The organism is Listeria rocourtiae FSL F6-920 (genome assembly GCF_000525975.1).
In the GTDB taxonomy this organism is placed as follows: Bacteria; Bacillota; Bacilli; order Lactobacillales; family Listeriaceae; genus Listeria_A; species Listeria_A rocourtiae.
In genome coordinates this window covers 47,687-66,699 of record NZ_AODK01000021.1, presented here as the reverse complement: position 1 = coordinate 66,699, position 19,013 = coordinate 47,687, and the positions used below count along the sequence as shown (strand labels likewise).

Below are 19,013 nucleotides of genomic sequence, written 5' to 3'. Positions count from 1 at the left end.
TGGTAGAATATGCAAACTTATGATGCGGGGCACTACGATGTTATTGTGGTTGGTGCGGGACATGCGGGCGTGGAAGCAGGCCTTGCGAGTGGTCGAATTGGCGCGAAAACATTGATACTAACGATTAATTTAGATATGGTGGCTTTCATGCCATGTAATCCTTCTGTGGGCGGGCCTGCGAAAGGTGTTGTTGTGCGTGAAATCGATGCGCTTGGCGGTGAAATGGGTCGAAATACAGATAAAACGCATATTCAAATGCGAATGTTAAACACTGGGAAAGGTCCTGCGGTCCGTGCTTTGCGTGCGCAATCGGATAAATGGGATTATCAACACGAAATGAAGCATACGATTGAAAAAGAAGAAAATATCACACTACGTCAAGGTTTAGTAGATCGTCTTGTCGTTGAGGATGGTGTTTGTAAAGGTGTTATTACGAACAGTGGCGCGATTTATTATGCAAAAACGGTTGTACTAACAACAGGTACATTTTCGCGTGGTGAGATTATTGTGGGAGAGTTGCGCTATTCTAGTGGTCCGAACAACCAGCAACCTTCTATCAAGCTTTCAGAGCATTTGGAGGAATTAGGTTTTGAACTACGTCGTTTTAAAACAGGTACGCCACCGCGTGTGAAATCGAGTTCGATTGATTATTCGAAAACGGAAGAGCAACCTGGCGATGATGTTCCGCGTGCGTTTAGTTATGAAACAGTGGACTTTATCATGGATCAGTTACCATGTTGGCTGACATATACAAATGAGGGAACACATCAAATTATTGAGAAAAATTTGCATCGCTCGCCGATGTTTACTGCAACTAAAAAGGGTACTGGTGCGCGTTATTGCCCATCTATTGAGGATAAGATTGTGCGTTTTAGTGATAAGCCGCGTCATCAAATTTTCCTAGAGCCTGAGGGGCGTAATACAGAGGAGGTTTATGTGCAAGGTTTGTCGACAAGTTTACCAGAAGATGTGCAGCGCGAGATGTTGTCAACGATTCCTGGCCTTGAAAATGTCGAAATGATGCGTGTTGGTTATGCGATTGAATATGATGCGGTGATGCCAGAGCAACTGTGGCCATCACTTGAAACGAAGCGCATTGAGAACTTGTATACAGCGGGTCAATTGAATGGTACAAGTGGTTACGAAGAGGCCGCTGGTCAGGGATTAATGGCTGGAATTAATGCAGCGCGTCGTGCATCTGGGAAAGAGCCGGTTGTTTTGGGACGTGATCAAGGTTATATTGGTGTTTTGATTGATGATCTCGTGACTAAAGGGACAGATGAGCCTTACAGATTACTTACTTCTCGAGCTGAGTATCGTTTGTTGTTGCGTCATGATAATGCAGATTTGCGCTTGACTGAAATTGGTCATGAAATTGGTTTGATTAGCGATGAGCGTTATGCTCGCTTTGTGGCAAAACGTGAAGCAATTGAGGCTGAAAAACAACGATTGAAAACAACTCGAATCAAACCAACTGCGGCTGTTCAGAAAATGTTAGTCGATATGGGGAGCACAGAGCTCAAAGATGGCGTTTTAGCTGCAGATTTCTTACGTCGTCCAGAGATTACGTATGATATTTTGATGGAAATTGTTCCACGTGAAACATCATTGACCGCAGATATTGAAGAGCAGGTCGAAATTCAGATTAAATATGAAGGTTATATTGAGAAATCATTAAGCCAAGTGGAAAAAATGAAGCGTATGGAAGGCAAGAAAATTCCTGAGAACATAGATTATGATGCGATTGGTAGCTTGGCAACGGAAGCTTTGGAGAAATTAAAGAAAATCCAACCGCTTTCTATCGCACAAGCTAGCCGTATTTCAGGTGTGAATCCAGCAGATATTTCCATTTTGTTAGTATATATAGAGCAAGGCAAAATCGCAAAGACGAAGTGAGGAGAAAACGTGAATCCAGAACAGTTTAGAGAACAGTTATTGCAACAAGGAATCGAGTTATCAGATGCGCAAATGGAGCAGTTTAATCAGTATTTTACGATGCTTGTAGAGTGGAATGAAAAAATGAATTTAACTGCTATAACAGAGCGTGATGAAGTTTATTTGAAGCACTTTTATGACTCGATTTCTGCGGCTTTTTATGTTGATTTCAAAGATGTAGGGATGATTTGTGATGTTGGCGCGGGTGCAGGTTTTCCAAGTATTCCAATCAAGATTTGTTTTCCTGATTTGGATGTTACGATTGTTGATTCTTTGCAAAAAAGGATGACTTTTTTAGATGCACTTGCTAGTGAATTGAAGCTGGAGAATATTCACTTTCACCATGCAAGAGCAGAGGAGTTTGGACAAAATAAAGCATTTCGTGGTAGCTTCGACTTAGTAACAGCACGCGCAGTAGCTAGAATGAGCGTACTGACCGAGCTTTGTTTGCCGCTAGTCAAAAAGGGTGGATTTTTCTTAGCGATGAAAGGGATGCAGGCGGAGCAGGAGTTGAAAATTGGTGCGAAAGCAATCGCAACGCTTGGCGGAAAAGTGAAGAATCATTATGCGTTTTCATTGCCAATTGAGGAGAGTGAGCGTAATCTATACTTGATTGAAAAAGTGAAAGAAACGCCCAATAAGTACCCTCGTAAATCTGGTACGCCTAATAAACAACCAATTGAATGAAAAGCATGTATTTATCAGCAATTTTCTGCTAAAATGGACAGTGTATAAAGTGTGATGATACTCATGCTTGAAACTACTGGCAGCAGGCTTAATTTTAGAAGGGATGGTTTAAGAATGCCTTTTTCGCGCTTATTCGGAAAGAAAGATAAGGAATATATTGAGATTGAAACGGAAGAAACCGTGGAGGAATTCGTGCAACAAATCGTAGAACTTCCTGTCGCATCCATCGTTCCGAATCGCTATCAGCCCAGAACGGTTTTTGATTCGTCCAAAATTGAAGAATTAGCTAGAACAATCCGGATTCACGGCGTAATTCAACCGATTGTTGTGCGCGAATATGAGCCCGAAAAATTCGAAATTATTGCTGGTGAACGTCGATTCCGAGCAGTTTCGTCATTAGATTGGGACACGATTCCAGCTATCGTTCAAAACTTAACTGATGATGAGGTTGCAGCAATTGCTTTGATTGAAAACCTGCAACGCGAAGAGCTGACGCCAATCGAGGAAGCGAAGGCGTATCAAAGTTTGTTGGATATGCAAGAAGTTACACAAGAAGCATTAGCGCAACGTGTCGGCAAAAGCCAGTCTGCGATTGCGAATAAATTGCGATTGCTGAGATTGCCAGAAGTAGCGCAACAAGCAGTTTTAGATAAGCAAATATCAGAGCGTCACGGTCGTTCTTTGCTAGTACTAGAAACAGAAGAGCAGCAAGTAGATATTTTAGCTAAAATAATCGAAAATAAGTGGAACGTAAAAGAAACAGAACAGCAAATTCAGGCTTTAATTACTGAGCCTGAATCTAAGCCTAAAAAAAATGAAACCAAAGCGCCAAGCAATTAGCCGTGATGTTAGGATTGCGGTAAATACAATCAAACAATCAATTACAATGGTAAAAGATAATGGAATGGATTTACAGATGGAAGAAGAAGAGTCTGATGATTATTATCAAATTACGATTCAAATTCCTAAACAAAAAGCTAAATAATGTAATCAAAACAGATTTCCAAAAAAGGATGTCTGTTTTTTGATGTAGGCAAAAAGAAGAATTATGATTAGTACGCGCAAGTAAGGTGCAATTTTTCATGAAAACCTATACAATGAAGATATACCGATAGATAGAGGAGGGAAGCGGTGCACTCGTGAGGTGTTACTGCGAATAATATGGCGAAAATAATTTTTGTAAGAGATGAACAAGATGAATTTCAAGCATATGATTTCCTGCACAGTTTAATTCAAGAACAACCTTTAATGTCGACCCTTTTATTGCAAGGTTTAATGCAGCTAGAAAAAGCGGAAACGAGGAAATTAACAACGGGCAAACAGATATTACCAGAAGTTCACTTAACAATAGGTAAAAATCAATCATACTCTTTACAAACGAATAAAATCGAAACAACGATTGACCAACCAATTGAGGAAATGAAAGTCCATTTTAAAGACAAGAATTGTCGTATGCTCTATTTTACGGCTTTTTCGGATACAGAAACATACTATTGTTTCGTAAAAGGTTATTTCAAAGATCGCAACCCATTCAATGATAAAATGGCTGCTTATCGAGAAGAGGTAAAGCGAATTTTCCTTCGGCGTGCAGAAGCTAGCTTGAGTATTGGTAAGGATGATTATGAATTTGAATCTTTGAAAGAATTGGCGTGGCAGAATGAGGCGATTGTTCACTATTTAGATAGTTTTTCGGCGCGCTTGGGTCAATTTATCTTTGCAAAACGCGTGAAAAAGAAGTGGTCGCAGTTGGATTTAAGTCTAAAATCAGATTTATCGCCGCTTGTGATTTCGCGATTGGAAGCAGGGGATCCGGATATGACCGTCCGTATGTATCAAAAGGCGTGTGAAGTATTGGATGTTTCGACAGATTTTAAAGATGATCATATGTCAATTCACTAAATAGAGCTTTTTCGTTTGAGGTGTGTTAAGCAGGGCTTCATAGCTCCTTCTAAAAAGAGGGCATGAATCCTGTTTATTTTACAGATTATTGAAGTAGAAAAAAACGTATTAAAAATCAGAAACTAGATTTTTAATACGTCTTTTTTCTGTAGAGAAGTCTGTACCTTAACCCTATCTATTACCTGTCATCTGTCTTTCGAGAATCTGCTCTTGACGGACTCTTTTTGCTCTTGAAGGTTAGCTCATTATATGGAAGAAGAGTTTGGAGCATTCCCATGTTAGTAAGCACTCTAACATAAATAAAAACATACGTTCTTATTTTCTTGACTTTAGTCTCGAAAACCTTTAAAATGAAGACTTCACGCAAATGAAGGTGAAGAGGGGGAATTTCTTTGAGTAGGACAGTAACAGCGCAAGAAAGACAGGAGTTTAAGACGATACCGATTGTCACAGCTTTTCTCATTGCAGGATTTATAGGTTTGTTCAGTGAAACAGCTTTAAATATGGCACTTACGGATTTGATTCGAGTGTTTGGTGTGAGTTCAGCAACAATTCAGTGGTTAACGACTGGATATTTGCTAACACTGGGTATTTTAGTACCAGTTTCAGGACTCTTATTACAGTGGTTTACCACACGAAAATTATTTTTTGCAGCTGTCGGGTTTTCGATAGTAGGAACGCTTATTGCTGCATTGGCACCAGATTTCGGTGTGCTAATGGTCGCACGGGTTATCCAAGCGATTGGAACGGGGCTTTTGCTACCACTAATGTTCAACACAATATTGGTTATTTTTCCAGAGCATAAACGTGGATCAGCGATGGGACTTATCGGGCTTGTTATTATGTTTGCACCCGCAGTTGGACCAACTATTTCAGGACTAATTATTGAAAATTTAACGTGGAATTGGATTTTCTGGATTGCTTTACCGTTTCTAGTTTTTTCGTTACTGTTTGGACTGCGTTATATGAAAAATGTGTCTGAGGTTACGAAACCGCGAATTGATATTTTTTCGATTATCTTATCAACGCTTGGTTTCGGGGGAATTGTATATGGCTTTAGTAGTGCTGGCGAGAGTGGCTGGGGTAGTGTATTAGTTATTACCACGATGCTTATTGGAGTCATCAGTTTAGCTGTCTTTTCTTGGCGTCAGCTTACGATGGATGAGCCAATGATGGACTTGCGTGTTTTCAAGTTTCCGATGTTTACGCTTGGATTATTAATCGTATTCATTGCATTCATGATTATCCTGTCAACAATGATTTTATTACCGCTCTATTTGCAAACAGGACTAGCTTTAGCGGCATTTTCAGCTGGTTTGGTACTTTTGCCAGGTGGTGTCATAAACGGCTTGTTATCACCTGTTACAGGGCGTTTATTCGATGTCTTTGGTGCACGTGTACTAGTTGTTCCAGGATTTATCGTATCCGTGGTAACTTTGTGGTTTTTAACGCAAATTACGCTAGAAACAACAGCTGTTACAATCGTAATCTTGCACAGTGCGCTCATGATTGGCGTATGTATGATTATGATGCCTGCACAAACAAATGGCTTAAACCAGCTGCCACCAAAAATGTATCCCGATGGAACAGCAATTATGAACACGTTGCAACAAGTTTCAGGTGCAATTGGTACAGCGGTGGCAATCACGATTATGTCGGCTGGTCAAAAAGCGTACATGGCAACCGTAGTGAATCCAGGTCCGCAAGACTTAGCGGCATCACTTGTTGAGGGCTCACGTAGCGCATTTACGTTTGGCCTTGTGATGGCGATTATTGGTTTGATAATATCATTATTTATTCGCAAAAAAGCATAAAAACAAGCCGTGTCGATAAAATTCAGGCACGGCTTTTGCTTATCATCAAATTTATTTTCGCATAAAGTAGGACTAAACCTTAAATTTTTGATAGAATAGACTATGAGAAGCAACGCGCCGACAAATATTGATTTTCGTCATTAAACCTCTATATTTTGTCTACACGATGGGGTTTGATGGTGAATCATCTAAAATAAAGTTTTTTCGCGTTCGGTGTTACAAACAATATGTGAGGGTTGGTGAAATAGATTGAGCAAAGTGATTGCACTAGCAAATCAAAAAGGTGGCGTAGGTAAGACGACGACATCTGTTAACCTAAGTTCTAGTCTTGCGTTTCTAGGTAAAAAAGTACTGCTTGTGGACATCGATCCTCAAGGGAATGCATCGAGTGGGGTTGGCATTAATAAAGGCGAAATAGAGCATTGTGTTTACGATGTGCTTGTGGATGACGTTGCCTTGAAAGATGTTATTAAACCAACAGAGATGGAAACGCTAAATGTGGTTCCTGCTACGATTCAACTTGCTGGTGCAGAAGTTGAGCTTGTTCCCGCTATATCGCGTGAAATTCGTCTGAAAAAAGCGATTGATTCTGTTCGTGATGAGTATGATTATGTGATTATTGATTGTCCGCCATCCTTAGGGTTACTTACGCTAAACGCTCTTACTGCGTCTGATACGGTTTTAATACCAGTTCAGTGCGAGTACTACGCATTAGAGGGTCTGAGCCAGTTATTAAATACGATTCGGATTGTCCAAAAACATCTGAATGAGGACTTACAAATTGAAGGGGTATTACTAACAATGCTCGATGCTAGAACTAATCTGGGTATTCAAGTCATTGATGAGGTAAAGAAATACTTCCAAAATAAAGTTTTTGAAACAATTATTCCACGTAATATTCGCCTTAGTGAAGCGCCGAGTCACGGGAAACCGATTATATTGTACGATGATAAATCTCGCGGATCGGAAGTGTATGTAGATCTTGCAAAGGAAGTGATTGCTCATGGCTAAAGGATTAGGAAAAGGAATTAGCGCGTTGTTCAACAATGTCGATCAGAATGAGGAAGCTGTGCAAAACATTTCTATTAGCGAAATCCGCCCGAATCCATATCAACCACGCAAAGCATTTGATCCTACAGCACTTCGCGAATTGCGCGATTCTATTAAGCTTCATGGTATTTTACAACCGGTTATCTTGCGCAAATCAGAACCAAAAGGCTACGAGCTTGTTGTCGGGGAGCGCCGTTTTCGAGCAGCTAAGGAAGCTGGTTTAGAGGCAATACCAGCAGTTGTTAGATCACTAGATGATCGAGAAATGATGGAGTTAGCGGTGTTGGAAAACTTACAGCGGGAAGACTTATCCGTACTTGAAGAAGCAGAATCCTATGATTTACTAATGAAGAACTTAGAGCTGACGCAGGCAAAATTAGCAGATCGTTTAGGTAAAAGCCGTCCTTATATCGCGAATATGGTACGCTTGCTTGCCTTGCCAGCAGAAGTTCAAGTGATGCTTCGTGATGATTCCTTATCAATGGGTCATGCGCGTGCCTTGCTAGGCTTAAAGGACAAGAAAAATATCAAACCAATTGCTAAAAAGACAGTAGCAGATGGTTTGACGGTTCGTCAGCTGGAGAAATTAGTTGGGGATTTGAATGGGAATGTTTCACGTGAAACACCCAAAAAACAAGAAAAAATTCCAGTGTTTATCAAAGAGAGTGAATCGCAATTGCGTGATAAATTTGGAACAGCAGTTTCTATTAAGCGTCGTGATAACAAGGGTAAAATTGAAATTGAATTTTTATCTGAGGATGATTTGGGTCGCATTTTAGAGATTTTAGATGTTCAGTTTGATGAGGATTAAGTATATGGAACAGAATTTTAATTTAAATGATATTGTTGAGATGAAGAAGCAACATCCTTGTGGCACCAATCGTTGGCGCATTATCCGGCTTGGCATGGATATTCGGATTAAATGCGAAGGTTGTGGGCATAGCGTGATGATTCCGAGACGCGAGTTTACGAAAAAAGTGAAGCGGATTTTGGAGAAGGCTGAATAATGGATAACAGATGAAAAGCGTTGAAGGAGATGCATATAGCTACTCATTCAACGCTTTTTGGGTTACTTACCACCAAATAAATCTTTAATTCCATCCACAATATTTCCAACGTCACCAAGGGATTCCGTGATATTTGCATTATCTGTTACTTGATCAATCATACCACCAGCTTGTTCGCCAATTTGGCTGGTGATTTCTTCGGGATTAAGTTGTTCTGTTAAGTTTTGTGCCTGCTCTGTCAAATCTGTTGCCCCTCCAGTTACTTGATCAACAACATCACCAGCACCGCCAAGCAAATCTGTTACTTTATCTGATGCCATATCTTTTAAAAAATCGAATAAAGCCATTGAAAGCCATCTCCTTTTGTGCGATTTTCATAAACTGCGCTGCCCAAAAAAGTATGCAAAAAAGACCTTACGTAAGAAACGTAAGGTCTCGCAAACAATGATGTCATTGCTAATAGAGCCGGGGTTGCCCCGTATTGACGACTCTATTATTACTGCTACTCCCCTTATCGGGAACGAGAATATGAATTACTTATAGAATAGCATGAATTCATATCGAGTGCAAGAGCATCCTTATTTTGTTAATTTGAAGGAGCCCATTGTTTTGTAGTCAAAATTAATGAATGAATAGTCATTACCCATGTATGATTGCACAGATAAGTTTGTCCCAGATGCAGAGAAAGAAGCACGTAAGTTTGTCGAGGTAAGTGTAGCATCTGTTGTTTTTGTACCAAGAGTCAATGTTTGTGGTGTGTTGAATTGTACAATACTTCCAGTACTTACGTTAAAAATACTACCTTTTGCGTTATTTGATTTCAAGTCTACATTAGCGACATCGTTAAATGAAATAGCAGATTTGCTTGTTTTGATTAGTTGCGTGGATTTAGCACTACCATTTAGAATGAAGCTAGCGTTTTTTTCAACATCAATACCAGTAGAAGCATAGATTAATCCTACTGTTCCCGTAGCATCTTGGTTGAATTCAGTACTGGAGTTAGCACCAAAATTTGGTTTACCATTTATATACAATGCGACATCTACAGAATTTGTTGTAAGTTTGGAACCAGCTTCTGTAGAGAATAATGGTGTAGCACCAGTCATGTTGAACACTTTTTTAGTGGATGTAATATTGACTGTTGAGCCTTTGCTGACATAAACTTTTGGACTAGCTTGTGCCATCAGGAAAGCATCGGCAGTGGTTGTCGCTGTGAAACTTGCATTTTCACCGAATATAATAGTGTTTACTTTTGCGATTTCGAGTGTTGATGTTGTGGTCACTTTCGTTGTCCCGTGGAAGGTAAGAGCGCCTTTTGGAGCATAGGCGATTTGTTTACCAGTGAAAGTGACGTTGTTAAGAGCAAGCTGTCCATCTGTGTCCGTGCGGTAGATACCGTATGAGCCAGTAGACTCGATGGTTAGATCCTCTAGTGCGATAACACCAAATTGCTTGGCATTGATTACATATTTACCCATATCCAATTTGTGATTGTTACCTCGAACTAATGGGTTATGTTGTTTTGAAATAGCGATATCGCTTGTTGCTGTGATGTCAGCATTAATTGAGATGATATCTGTTGGTGATGTTTCTAGAGCTGCTTTCAATTCAGCAAAGGTGTTGACAGTAACTGTCTTGACATCAGCTGCTTGTACGATTGTACTAGAAGCATACCCTCCAAAAGATAATACTGTCGGTGTGATGAGGATTGCTGCTGTTAAAACGGATAAACCAAGTTTTGTTGTTGTTTTCATTTTTTTCTCTCCTTTTGTTTTTACTGCTACGTTTTGGCCAAAATGCAACTCAGGCAATAATACCATGCGACAACTTCTTTTAGGGGTGACAATTATGTGGATAAAAAATGAAAAAAATATGAATGAATCACAATGCAATCGTTTTATTAGTTAAATATGATATATTTTAGATTTTATTAGCATATTATTGCTGTTTTATAAGTAAAATATTATACTTTTTGAAATCGGTATCATTATCTAATTAGATTGCCAATAGCTAATAGTTGTGTTCCGTAGATATGTTTTGTAGAATGGAGTTAGTATTACTTTATAATAATTATAAAAACGGAGGTTGGATGAAATGAGTAAAAAATTAACAACAAACCAAGGTGTTCCAATCGGGGATAACCAGAATTCGATGACGGCGGGACATCGTGGTCCTACATTATTAGAAGATTATGTGTTGATTGAGAAGCTAGCTCATTTTGATCGTGAACGTGTTCCTGAACGTGTGGTGCATGCTCGTGGAATCGGTGCGCATGGTGTTTTTACAGTTAAAAATAGTATGAAGAAGTACACGAAAGCAGCATTTTTACAAGAAGTGGGGAAAGAAACAGAGGTTTTTGTTCGTTTTTCAACGGTAATTCATGGTTTGCATTCGCCGGAGACATTGCGTGACCCACGTGGTTTTGCGGTTAAATTTTATACAGAAGAGGGAAATTATGATTTTGTAGGTAATAATTTGCCTGTATTCTTCATTCGTGATGCGATTAAGTTCCCAGATGTTATTCATTCTTTGAAGCCGGATCCAAGTACGAATATGCAAGATGCTAACCGTTATTGGGATTTCTTCAGCTTGACTCCTGAGGCTACGACGATGATTACATATTTGTTTAGTGATGAGGGTATCCCGGCTTCTTACCGCCAAATTCGTGGTTCGAGTGTTCATGCTTTTAAATGGACGAATGAGGAGGGCAAAACGGTTTATATTAAAATGCGTTGGGTGCCAAAAGCAGGTATCGTTAACCTTTCTACGGACCAAGCGGCGCAAATTCAAGCGAAAGAGTTTAGCCATGCTACTCGTGATTTCCATGAAGCGATTGAGAATGGTGATTTCCCTGAGTGGGATCTTTATATTCAAGTGCTTGATCCTGCTGATATCGATAACTATGATTTTAATCCACTTGATGCAACGAAAGATTGGTTTGAGGATGTTTTCCCGTATGAGCTTGTTGGGACAATGGTGTTGAATCGCAATCCTGAGAACATTTTTGCGGAAACGGAATCGGTTGGTTTTAATCCTGGTGTGCTTGTACCTGGAATTTTGCCGTCTGAGGATCGTATGTTACAAGGACGTTTGTTCTCGTATTCAGATACGCAGCGTCACCGTGTTGGACCGAACTACTTGCAATTGCCGATTAATAGTCCGAAAGTGGATGTGAATAATAATCAACGTGATGGTGCAATGCCATTTAAACAACAGATGAGTTCGATTAACTATGAGCCAAATAGTTATGATACAACGCCAAAAGAAACACCGCGTTATGTGGAAGATGAGCAAGAATTAATGGCTGGGAAAGTTGGTCGCATTGAGCAGCAGAAACCGAATAACTTTGGACATGCGCGTGAAGTGTGGAATCGTTATTCTGACGGTGAACGTGATGCGCTGGTGAATAATATTGTTGGCGATTGGGAAGGTGTTCGCGAGGATATTAAAATTCGTAACTTGCGTAATTTCTACCAAGTGGAGCCGGTGTTTGCTGAACGTGTGGCAAAAGGAACTGGTGTTGACTTAGAGAAACATATTGCTGATTTAAAATAATTTTTGGATGAACCGATGGAGTGAAGTGCTCTGTCGGTTTTTTGTTGAACTTTCTGGGGAATAGATTAGGGAATGCAGAGGGAGATGAGCGATATGATGCGGTTTATCAGGGAGCATTTTTTGATGTTGGTTATTATGATTGTTGGTTTGCTATTTATTTTTGTGCCGGTTTTGACGGGGAGTATTGATAATGAGCTGACGATTGATGGGATGTATAATTTTATTGGAACATTTTTTGGGATTATTGGCGCAGTAATGCTAGCTTTTAGTGAGGCGAAAAATCAGAATAAGACGTTACGGGATGAGATTGATTTGAATGCGCGAAAGGAGCGACAGATTCAAGCAGAATTTTTGTATAAGGAGTTACTTTTTCAGAAAATCGAGAAGACTTATGGGTTGCTCAATACGGCGATTTATAAAAATGAGGAAATTCTGCGTTTTATTAAGGATATTGGGCAGTTGTTGGAGAGTGAGAAAATACGGGCGCGGTTGATTGAAAATAGGAATGAGACGGAGAAGTATATTCATGAGATTGAGTTGATGAGTATTTATTTTCCGGATGACTTGGAGAAAGTAAAATTGATTGTGTCGACGTTTAATTATAGTAATAAATATTTGAGTACGATGGAGCATGAACTTTTGGTCGGGGATTCGGCGGGTTTTCGCAAGGAGCTGGAAAGTTATAAGACAATTGTGAAGCGGTTGGTGCAAGTGATGGATGAATTGTCGATTGATATGTTGGCGAGCATGAATGTGGAGATTAATAAGCTGAATGATATTGGGAGCACGGTTTAGGTGAGGTGTGGTAAATTCTTGTGTCTTTTTGTTGGAAAAACCTTTATAATAGAGACATGAGTGGAATATAATATGAGGAAAGCGAGACAGCTTTTCGATCAAAGGAGTTCATTTAAATGGCATTAACAGCTGGTATTGTTGGTCTTCCGAACGTTGGGAAATCGACACTTTTTAACGCAATTACAAAATCAAAAGTGGAAGCGGCCAACTATCCTTTCGCAACGATTGAGCCTAATATGGGGGTTGTTGAAGTTCCTGATGCGCGTCTGAACAAGTTGACGGAGCTTGTGAAACCAAAGAAAACGGTACCGACAACATTCGAATTTACGGATATTGCAGGAATCGTGAAGGGCGCGAGTAAAGGTGAGGGACTTGGAAATCAATTCTTATCTCACATTCGCCAAGTGGATGCGATTTGTCATGTGACGCGTTGTTTTGAGGATGAGAACATTACGCATGTTGAGGGCCGTATTGACCCGCTAGATGATATTGCAGTGATCAATTTGGAACTTGTTTTGGCTGATTTGGAGACGGTTGATAAACGTATCGGTCGTGTTGAAAAGCTAGCAACGAAGCAAAAAGATAAGGATGCGCTTGCGGAATACAATGTTCTTTTGAAATTGAAAGAGGCTTTGGAAAATGACAAACCGGCACGTTCAATAGAGTTTAATGATGACGAGGACAAAATTGTTCGTGGCTTGTTTTTATTGACTCGTAAACCGGTATTGTATGTTGCCAATGTTTCAGAGGATGAAGTTGGCGACCCGGATAATAATAAGTACGTGCAACAAGTACGTGAATTAGCTGCTGGTGAGGGTTCAGAGGTTATTGTTATCTGTGCGCGTGCGGAGGAAGAGATTGCTGAGCTTGATGAGGAAGATAAAGCTGAATTTTTAGAAGCGCTAGGGATTGAGGAGTCTGGTTTGGATCAATTGATTCGTGCGGCGTATACGTTACTTGGCTTGTCTACTTACTTTACGGCAGGTGTTCAAGAAGTCCGTGCTTGGACATTCCGCAATGGTATGAAAGCTCCAGCATGTGCCGGCGTAATTCACACCGATTTCGAACGTGGATTTATTCGTGCTGAAGTTGTTTCATACGATGATTTACTAGAACACGGTTCCGAGCAAGCCGCAAAAGTGGCTGGAAGACTGCGCTCAGAAGGTAAGGAATATGTAATGAAAGATGGAGATGTAGTTCATTTCTTGTTTAATGTTTAAATTTACGGCAGGTCGATTGGCATACCTCTTTTGCTACAGTGCCATCGAGTGATATAGTGGAAAAATCGTTTGACCAGAAAGTGGTTAGACGATTTTTTACGTTCGTAAAAAATTTTAAAGACAGGAAAGTGGTATTTAAAGCAAGAGTTGGATGGATTCTTTGAGGCTGATTGGTGATGAATCGTAGTAGGTTATCTGTTTAGGTTAAGCAAAAACCCCTCACGTCCCGATAGATGTGAGAGGCTTAAGCATTATAATTGATCTTTAAAAAGAAAATCTAAAATGATATCACCGATTCGTCTATTTTCTCCTTGGTAGGGGAAAGAGTGAATCTGGATTGCCGGATTGAAATTGAGCTCAATCACAGCATAGGGGCCGTTAGGGAGTGTTTCACGTGAAACAATGATATCGACACCGCATAAATTAGCATCAACAGCTTTGGCACATTCAATTGCTAGCTCTTGATAGTAGGGATGAATTAAATTTGTCACATCGATGCTATCACCGCCAGTACTAATATTCGAGTTTTCGCGTAGATATACGATTTGGCCGTTTTCCGGGACATCAGACATGCTGAATCCTTGCATGGAGAGCATGAGTGTTTCTTCTGGGCCTTTTTGGATTATTTCTAACGGTTTGAGATGATCGGTACCACGCAATGGATCTAAGTTTTTTTCGTCGATGAGCTCGGAAATAGTACGGGTGCCATCACCAGTGATGTTAGCTGGAACGCGTTTTAAGATACCAGCGATTTTGCCATCAATTACTAGGAAGCGATATTCGTCACCAGGTATATAGGTCTCGATGATAACAGATGAATCATAGCTAAAAGCAATTTTTAGAGCTTCTTCATAATTTTCTTGAGTGAATCCGTCTTTGAAAATACTTATTCCGATACCAAAATTAGTTGATTTTGGCTTCACAACGATTGGCTTATCAGCGAATAATTTGAAGCTGTTGCGTGCATCATTGATATCTGAAAAATTCTGACCACGTGGGACTTCGATATTATGTTCTGCTAAAATTTGTTTTGTAACAACCTTATTCTCCATTATGAGTGCACTAATATAGCTATCGCGCGCGGTTTTAGTGGCTTGTTTGATATATTCGACTTGACCACCCTTTTCGAGACGAATGAAATTTTCTTCACGATCTAGGATTTCAATTGATAAACCTTTTGTGACCGCTGATTTTAAAACGATTTGAGTTGAGAGCTCCATATCTTCGTAGCCTATCAATTTGTAAGCGTTCTGCATACTTTGTTCTAGATAGGTTTTAGCTTTTTCAAGGTTGAAGGATACAAATGAGTCGCTTGTTGTTACGATTTGTGATGCGATTGTTTTCTCAGGGTTTTTGCTTATGTCGCGTTGTACTTCGATAATACTCGAAAAATCGACTGCATCAGTTAGTTTTGCGACATATTCCATTTCGGTTAGAAGTTTTTCAACTGCTTGATTGAAGGGGAGTTCTGATCCGTTCACATATATGTCTGGCTTGTTTAAGCCATTGCTTGCGATTCGTTCTTCATTAATGTCAGATTGTTCTTGCTGCGTCTGATCAAATGCAGTGCTCTCGGTCAATAGGCCACTTACTAGTAGTAGGTGAATAAAATGCAACATTTCTTTGGTGATGCCATTCGGGTCAAATGGGTTTAAATCTAGAGATCGAATTTCGATGTATTCAACGCCAGCTTCAGCAAGACCTGCAAGCGACTGGTCGGTATTCGAATTTTTTAGCCGAATAGGATTGTAAAGTTCACGCATACTGTCAATCTTACCTTGCTCAATCCATGATTCGATGCTTGCGATATAGTCGTCAAAACTATCATAATCGACATGAAGAGAACATTTATTTTTATACCCAGCATGACTATTGCGCAGGGAGATACCATTTTGAAGCGCAAGGTCAGGTGTTTCACGTGAAACTTCGTTGTCGGGAGTTTTATTCAGAAAATTTGGTAGGTAGACTGGGCTTGCCCCCGTTAAGTAAAGCAGAAACCAACGATTTTGCATAAAATATTTAGCAACTTTAAGGTAAATCTGATTTTTGAAATCTTGTAATGTTTTTTCGCCACCCATACTTATGTGCAATCGTTCTAAAAAATCGTCAGAGAACGAGAAATTATAGTGAATGCCAGAGAGAAGTTGAACTTTTTTGCCGTATTCACGGGCTAGATGCTCACGATAGAGCCTGCTCGCTGAATTCGGGTCTTGGTAAACAGCTATTGGAATATCTTGTTCTGCTGGAAGGATTGGTGGGTTGCTACTTGGCCATAAGTATTCATCGCGAACTCTGTCTGATACGATATTTTGAAGATTTTCTAAGGATGTATAAACCGCATCTACAGAGTCACTCACGGGTGTAATCATTTCAATTTGGCTTTCAGAAAAATCGGTCTTAATATAGGGATTTTCCTCTTTTAACCCAAAGATTGCGGGATGTGGTGTAAGTGATAAATTTCCGTTTTCATCTACTCGCACATTTTCTTTTTCAAGTCCAAAGTTTCCGCTAAAAAGCCTTTTTTTCAAATCGGCGTGTTGTTCTAGTATTGGAAACAAATTGTCATTTTTATATAACACGATTTCACCTTCTTGTAGTCCATTTTGTTCAATAGCTTTATCTTACAATAATTAATGTCAATAGTATAGAAAATGGTTTTAGATTACTAATATTACACTACTGAAATGTATTTGAAACATTTGTCATTAAAAACTTTACTTTTCGAAGTGTCCTAGTTACAATAGTACACATGAGGAGAGTGATTGAGATGTATACGTTAAATTCTCAAAGTCATGTTCCGATTTATGAGCAAATTGTGGCCCTAATTAGAGGCTATTGCATCAGTGGCGTTTTGCAACCAGGTGACAAGTTGATGAGTGTTCGTGAAATGTCGACACATATCTTAGTGAATCCAAATACAGTGGGAAAGGCGTACAAGGAATTAGAGCGATTGGGAGTTATCGAGACCAAGCTTGGAAAGGGTTCGTATGTAGCGTTTGTTAATGACAATAACCCAAATAAAGAGGCGCTTGCTTTGTTTAAACGGAATTTAGAGGAATTGGTTTTGGAAGCGAATTATTTGCGAATTGAGGAGCAGGAGCTACAGGATTTGATTGGAGAGTGCTATACGAGATTGGAGGGTTAGAATAGATGATTATTGATAGAATCACAAAGCGAATTGAGGGTAATTTGGTGCTAGAGAATATTTCATTTGAGTTGAAAGCAGGTGAAATTACGGCGTTGATTGGGCGCAATGGTGTGGGGAAAACGACGCTGTTCTCAATCATTGCAGGTATGTACTTAGCAGATGCTGGTCAAGTGATGCTGGATGGACAAGATTTACGCAAAAACCCGGCTTTGAAGAAGAATATTTTCTTTTTGGAAGATAACATGAATTATTTTAATACGTATAGTGTAAAAGCGGTCGTAAAAATTTATAAAAATGTATATGCGACGTTTGATGAAGAATTTTTTAATACGTTAATGGAGCGTTTTGAATTGCCAACAAAAGCGAAAGTGATGTCGTTTTCAAAGGGACGTAAAGCGCTCTTTTTTATGATACTAGCATTTTCTTTAGATGTACGCTATTTATTGCTGGATGAACCGCTGGACGGCCTGGATGTAATTGTTAAGAAGCAGTTGTTGCAATTTATTTTGGAGACGGTTGCGGATCGTAAAACGAGTGTGTTGATTGCATCGCATCGCTTGGATGAGCTAGAGATGGTGGCGGATCGGGTGTTGGTTTTAAAAGGAACATCGCTTGAGCTGGATTATTATTTGGAGGCGTTACGTGATACTGCGCTTAAGATTCAAGTAGCATTTAAGTCAAAGCATGTGCCTGCGTTTGTGAAAGAGGAATCTGAGCTTTTGCAACGGAATGGACGAATTTATACATTGCTGGTAACTGAAAATACGGATGATTTCGTTAGTAGGCTAAAGCTTGTGGAGCCAATTTTGTATCAGGAAATGGCAATTACGATGGAGGATGTTTTCACAATTAGGCTTTCTGATGATAAGGTGGACTACTACGAGATTTGAGGGGTGAGGAGCATTGTTTAGTAAGCGTTTGTGGATGAAAGAGTCGCGCAGTGTGTGGTGGATTGTGATAATTCTAGTGTTAGGCTTTCTTTACGCACAAACTGGTGGGCTTTACTCGGATGCTAAGGATTGGCAGATGCAATATGATTATTTTCAGTCAGATGGATTTCAAGAGCAACAGCGTGCAGATGGTGATGGTAAAATGACTCCAGAGCAGGTAAAGACTAGTTTGACATTGAGCCATTTTACAACAGGATTCCCTGAGGATAAATTTTCAACGCAATACACGATGTCAAGGTCTTATTTTGCGCTTAGTATTTTGGTCGTGATTTTGGGGTTGGCGATGGTTAGCTGGGAGCGTTATACGAGGAAGGATCATTTTTCGCTGGCGGCACCGTTTAAGCGCAGTAGTATGATTGGCGTGAAGCTATTGTTGGGATGCCTGTCCATCACGGTAGCTTATGGGATTAGTTTGTGGCTGGGACTGAGGCATTTGTTTTTGGTAATACCTAGCGATTTTATTGATTTAGATATGCAAAAAGTATACTTGGGATTGTTTGGGAATTTAGGGACGTTTTTGTTGCTTTTTGTGCTAGCTGTTTTCGTTGGAACGATTATGGGTGAGTTATTGGCGACTGTTATTACGCTATTGATTATTACGGTTATGCCAAGGTATATTTACACAGTGTGGTTTATTTTAATGCAGTTATTGTACCCAGATACCAGCTTGGATAAATTTGCGAATTGGACATCGTATGCAAATGTGTTTGTTATTTTTGGAAATAGTGAGTTTGAGTATGGGCCGTTTATTTTGCAACTGATTTTACTAGTTTTGTTTGGGGTGGGTTCGGTATTTTTTCTATAAGCGATATTCAATTGAGAATAATGGAAAGGTTTTGGCGTTTTCTTATTTACGTGTTTCGTGTGCGATTTTAGTTTCATTTGGTGGAGCTATTTTAGTTGCTAATTTTTGGTTTAGTGATGGACGGGCGGAGCTACCTTCGATGATGACT

Annotated in this window: 16 protein-coding genes and 1 pseudogene; 14 read left to right on the top strand and 3 right to left on the bottom strand. The window is 39.7% G+C overall.

What is annotated here, in order from left to right:
• Positions 1–9 precede the first annotated feature (9 nt).
• The 8 genes and pseudogenes from mnmG (at position 10) to PROCOU_RS08010 (ending at position 8,392) form a co-directional block, all read left to right on the top strand.
• A complete protein-coding gene (gene mnmG, locus PROCOU_RS08045) occupies positions 10–1,896 on the top strand; it encodes a tRNA uridine-5-carboxymethylaminomethyl(34) synthesis enzyme MnmG (RefSeq protein WP_036071287.1) in 1,887 nt (628 codons plus the stop codon).
• A 9-nt stretch (positions 1,897–1,905) separates the two neighbouring features.
• Positions 1,906–2,622, top strand: coding sequence for a 16S rRNA (guanine(527)-N(7))-methyltransferase RsmG (gene rsmG, locus PROCOU_RS08040; protein ID WP_036071284.1), 717 nt, complete (start codon positions 1,906–1,908; stop codon positions 2,620–2,622).
• 114 nt (positions 2,623–2,736) lie between these two features.
• Positions 2,737–3,607 (top strand): annotated as a pseudogene (gene noc / locus PROCOU_RS08035) (nucleoid occlusion protein).
• Positions 3,608–3,783: 176 nt separating this feature from the next.
• Entirely contained in the window at positions 3,784–4,521 is a 738-nt protein-coding gene (locus tag PROCOU_RS08030) for a helix-turn-helix domain-containing protein (protein WP_036071282.1), read from the top strand.
• Between the two features lie 392 nt (positions 4,522–4,913).
• Entirely contained in the window at positions 4,914–6,335 is a 1,422-nt protein-coding gene (locus PROCOU_RS08025) for a DHA2 family efflux MFS transporter permease subunit (protein ID WP_036071280.1), read from the top strand.
• Positions 6,336–6,584: 249 nt separating this feature from the next.
• The gene (locus tag PROCOU_RS08020) at positions 6,585–7,346 is read left to right on the top strand and encodes a ParA family protein (protein WP_036071278.1); all 762 of its coding nucleotides are present in this window, start codon (positions 6,585–6,587) and stop codon (positions 7,344–7,346) included.
• Positions 7,339–8,196, top strand: a complete 858-nt coding sequence (locus PROCOU_RS08015; RefSeq protein ID WP_036071276.1) for a ParB/RepB/Spo0J family partition protein — start codon at positions 7,339–7,341, stop codon at positions 8,194–8,196. The genes PROCOU_RS08020 and PROCOU_RS08015 overlap by 8 nt, the downstream gene beginning before the upstream one ends.
• Positions 8,197–8,200: 4 nt before the next feature.
• Positions 8,201–8,392, top strand: coding sequence for a DUF951 domain-containing protein (locus PROCOU_RS08010; protein ID WP_036071274.1), 192 nt, complete (start codon positions 8,201–8,203; stop codon positions 8,390–8,392).
• A 62-nt stretch (positions 8,393–8,454) separates the two neighbouring features.
• On the opposite strand, the gene PROCOU_RS08005 is transcribed toward PROCOU_RS08010, so the two are convergent.
• On the bottom strand, positions 8,455–8,739 hold the full coding sequence (locus PROCOU_RS08005; RefSeq protein ID WP_036071271.1) for a hypothetical protein: 285 nt from the start codon (positions 8,737–8,739) through the stop codon (positions 8,455–8,457).
• A gap of 231 nt (positions 8,740–8,970) precedes the next feature.
• Positions 8,971–10,146 carry a pectate lyase-like adhesive domain-containing protein gene (locus PROCOU_RS08000; protein WP_133621002.1) on the bottom strand — a complete coding sequence of 392 codons (1,176 nt, stop codon included), beginning with the start codon at positions 10,144–10,146 and terminating at the stop codon, positions 8,971–8,973.
• A gap of 340 nt (positions 10,147–10,486) precedes the next feature.
• Here PROCOU_RS08000 and PROCOU_RS07995 point away from each other — a divergent pair, with 340 nt between their 5' ends.
• The 3 genes from PROCOU_RS07995 (at position 10,487) to ychF (ending at position 13,962) form a co-directional block, all read left to right on the top strand.
• Positions 10,487–11,947: a catalase gene (locus PROCOU_RS07995; protein WP_036071265.1), complete on the top strand. Its 1,461-nt coding sequence runs from the start codon at positions 10,487–10,489 to the stop codon at positions 11,945–11,947.
• Positions 11,948–12,040: 93 nt separating this feature from the next.
• Positions 12,041–12,742, top strand: a complete 702-nt coding sequence (locus PROCOU_RS07990) for a hypothetical protein (protein ID WP_036071262.1) — start codon at positions 12,041–12,043, stop codon at positions 12,740–12,742.
• A gap of 116 nt (positions 12,743–12,858) precedes the next feature.
• Entirely contained in the window at positions 12,859–13,962 is a 1,104-nt protein-coding gene (ychF, locus tag PROCOU_RS07985; RefSeq protein WP_036071260.1) for a redox-regulated ATPase YchF, read from the top strand.
• Between the two features lie 251 nt (positions 13,963–14,213).
• Here the strand turns inward: ychF and gshAB are convergent, their stop codons facing one another.
• Positions 14,214–16,541: a bifunctional glutamate--cysteine ligase GshA/glutathione synthetase GshB gene (gene gshAB / locus PROCOU_RS07980; RefSeq protein ID WP_036071258.1), complete on the bottom strand. Its 2,328-nt coding sequence runs from the start codon at positions 16,539–16,541 to the stop codon at positions 14,214–14,216.
• Between the two features lie 188 nt (positions 16,542–16,729).
• Between gshAB and PROCOU_RS07975 the strand changes: the two genes are divergently transcribed.
• From PROCOU_RS07975 to PROCOU_RS07965, 3 genes are read left to right on the top strand one after another with little or no spacing between them, the layout of a single operon-like run.
• On the top strand, positions 16,730–17,107 hold the full coding sequence (locus tag PROCOU_RS07975) for a GntR family transcriptional regulator (RefSeq protein ID WP_036071255.1): 378 nt from the start codon (positions 16,730–16,732) through the stop codon (positions 17,105–17,107).
• Between the two features lie 5 nt (positions 17,108–17,112).
• The gene (locus PROCOU_RS07970) at positions 17,113–18,000 is read left to right on the top strand and encodes an ATP-binding cassette domain-containing protein (protein WP_036071253.1); all 888 of its coding nucleotides are present in this window, start codon (positions 17,113–17,115) and stop codon (positions 17,998–18,000) included.
• A 13-nt stretch (positions 18,001–18,013) separates the two neighbouring features.
• The gene (locus tag PROCOU_RS07965; RefSeq protein WP_036071251.1) at positions 18,014–18,865 is read left to right on the top strand and encodes an ABC transporter permease subunit; all 852 of its coding nucleotides are present in this window, start codon (positions 18,014–18,016) and stop codon (positions 18,863–18,865) included.
• Positions 18,866–19,013 lie beyond the last annotated feature (148 nt).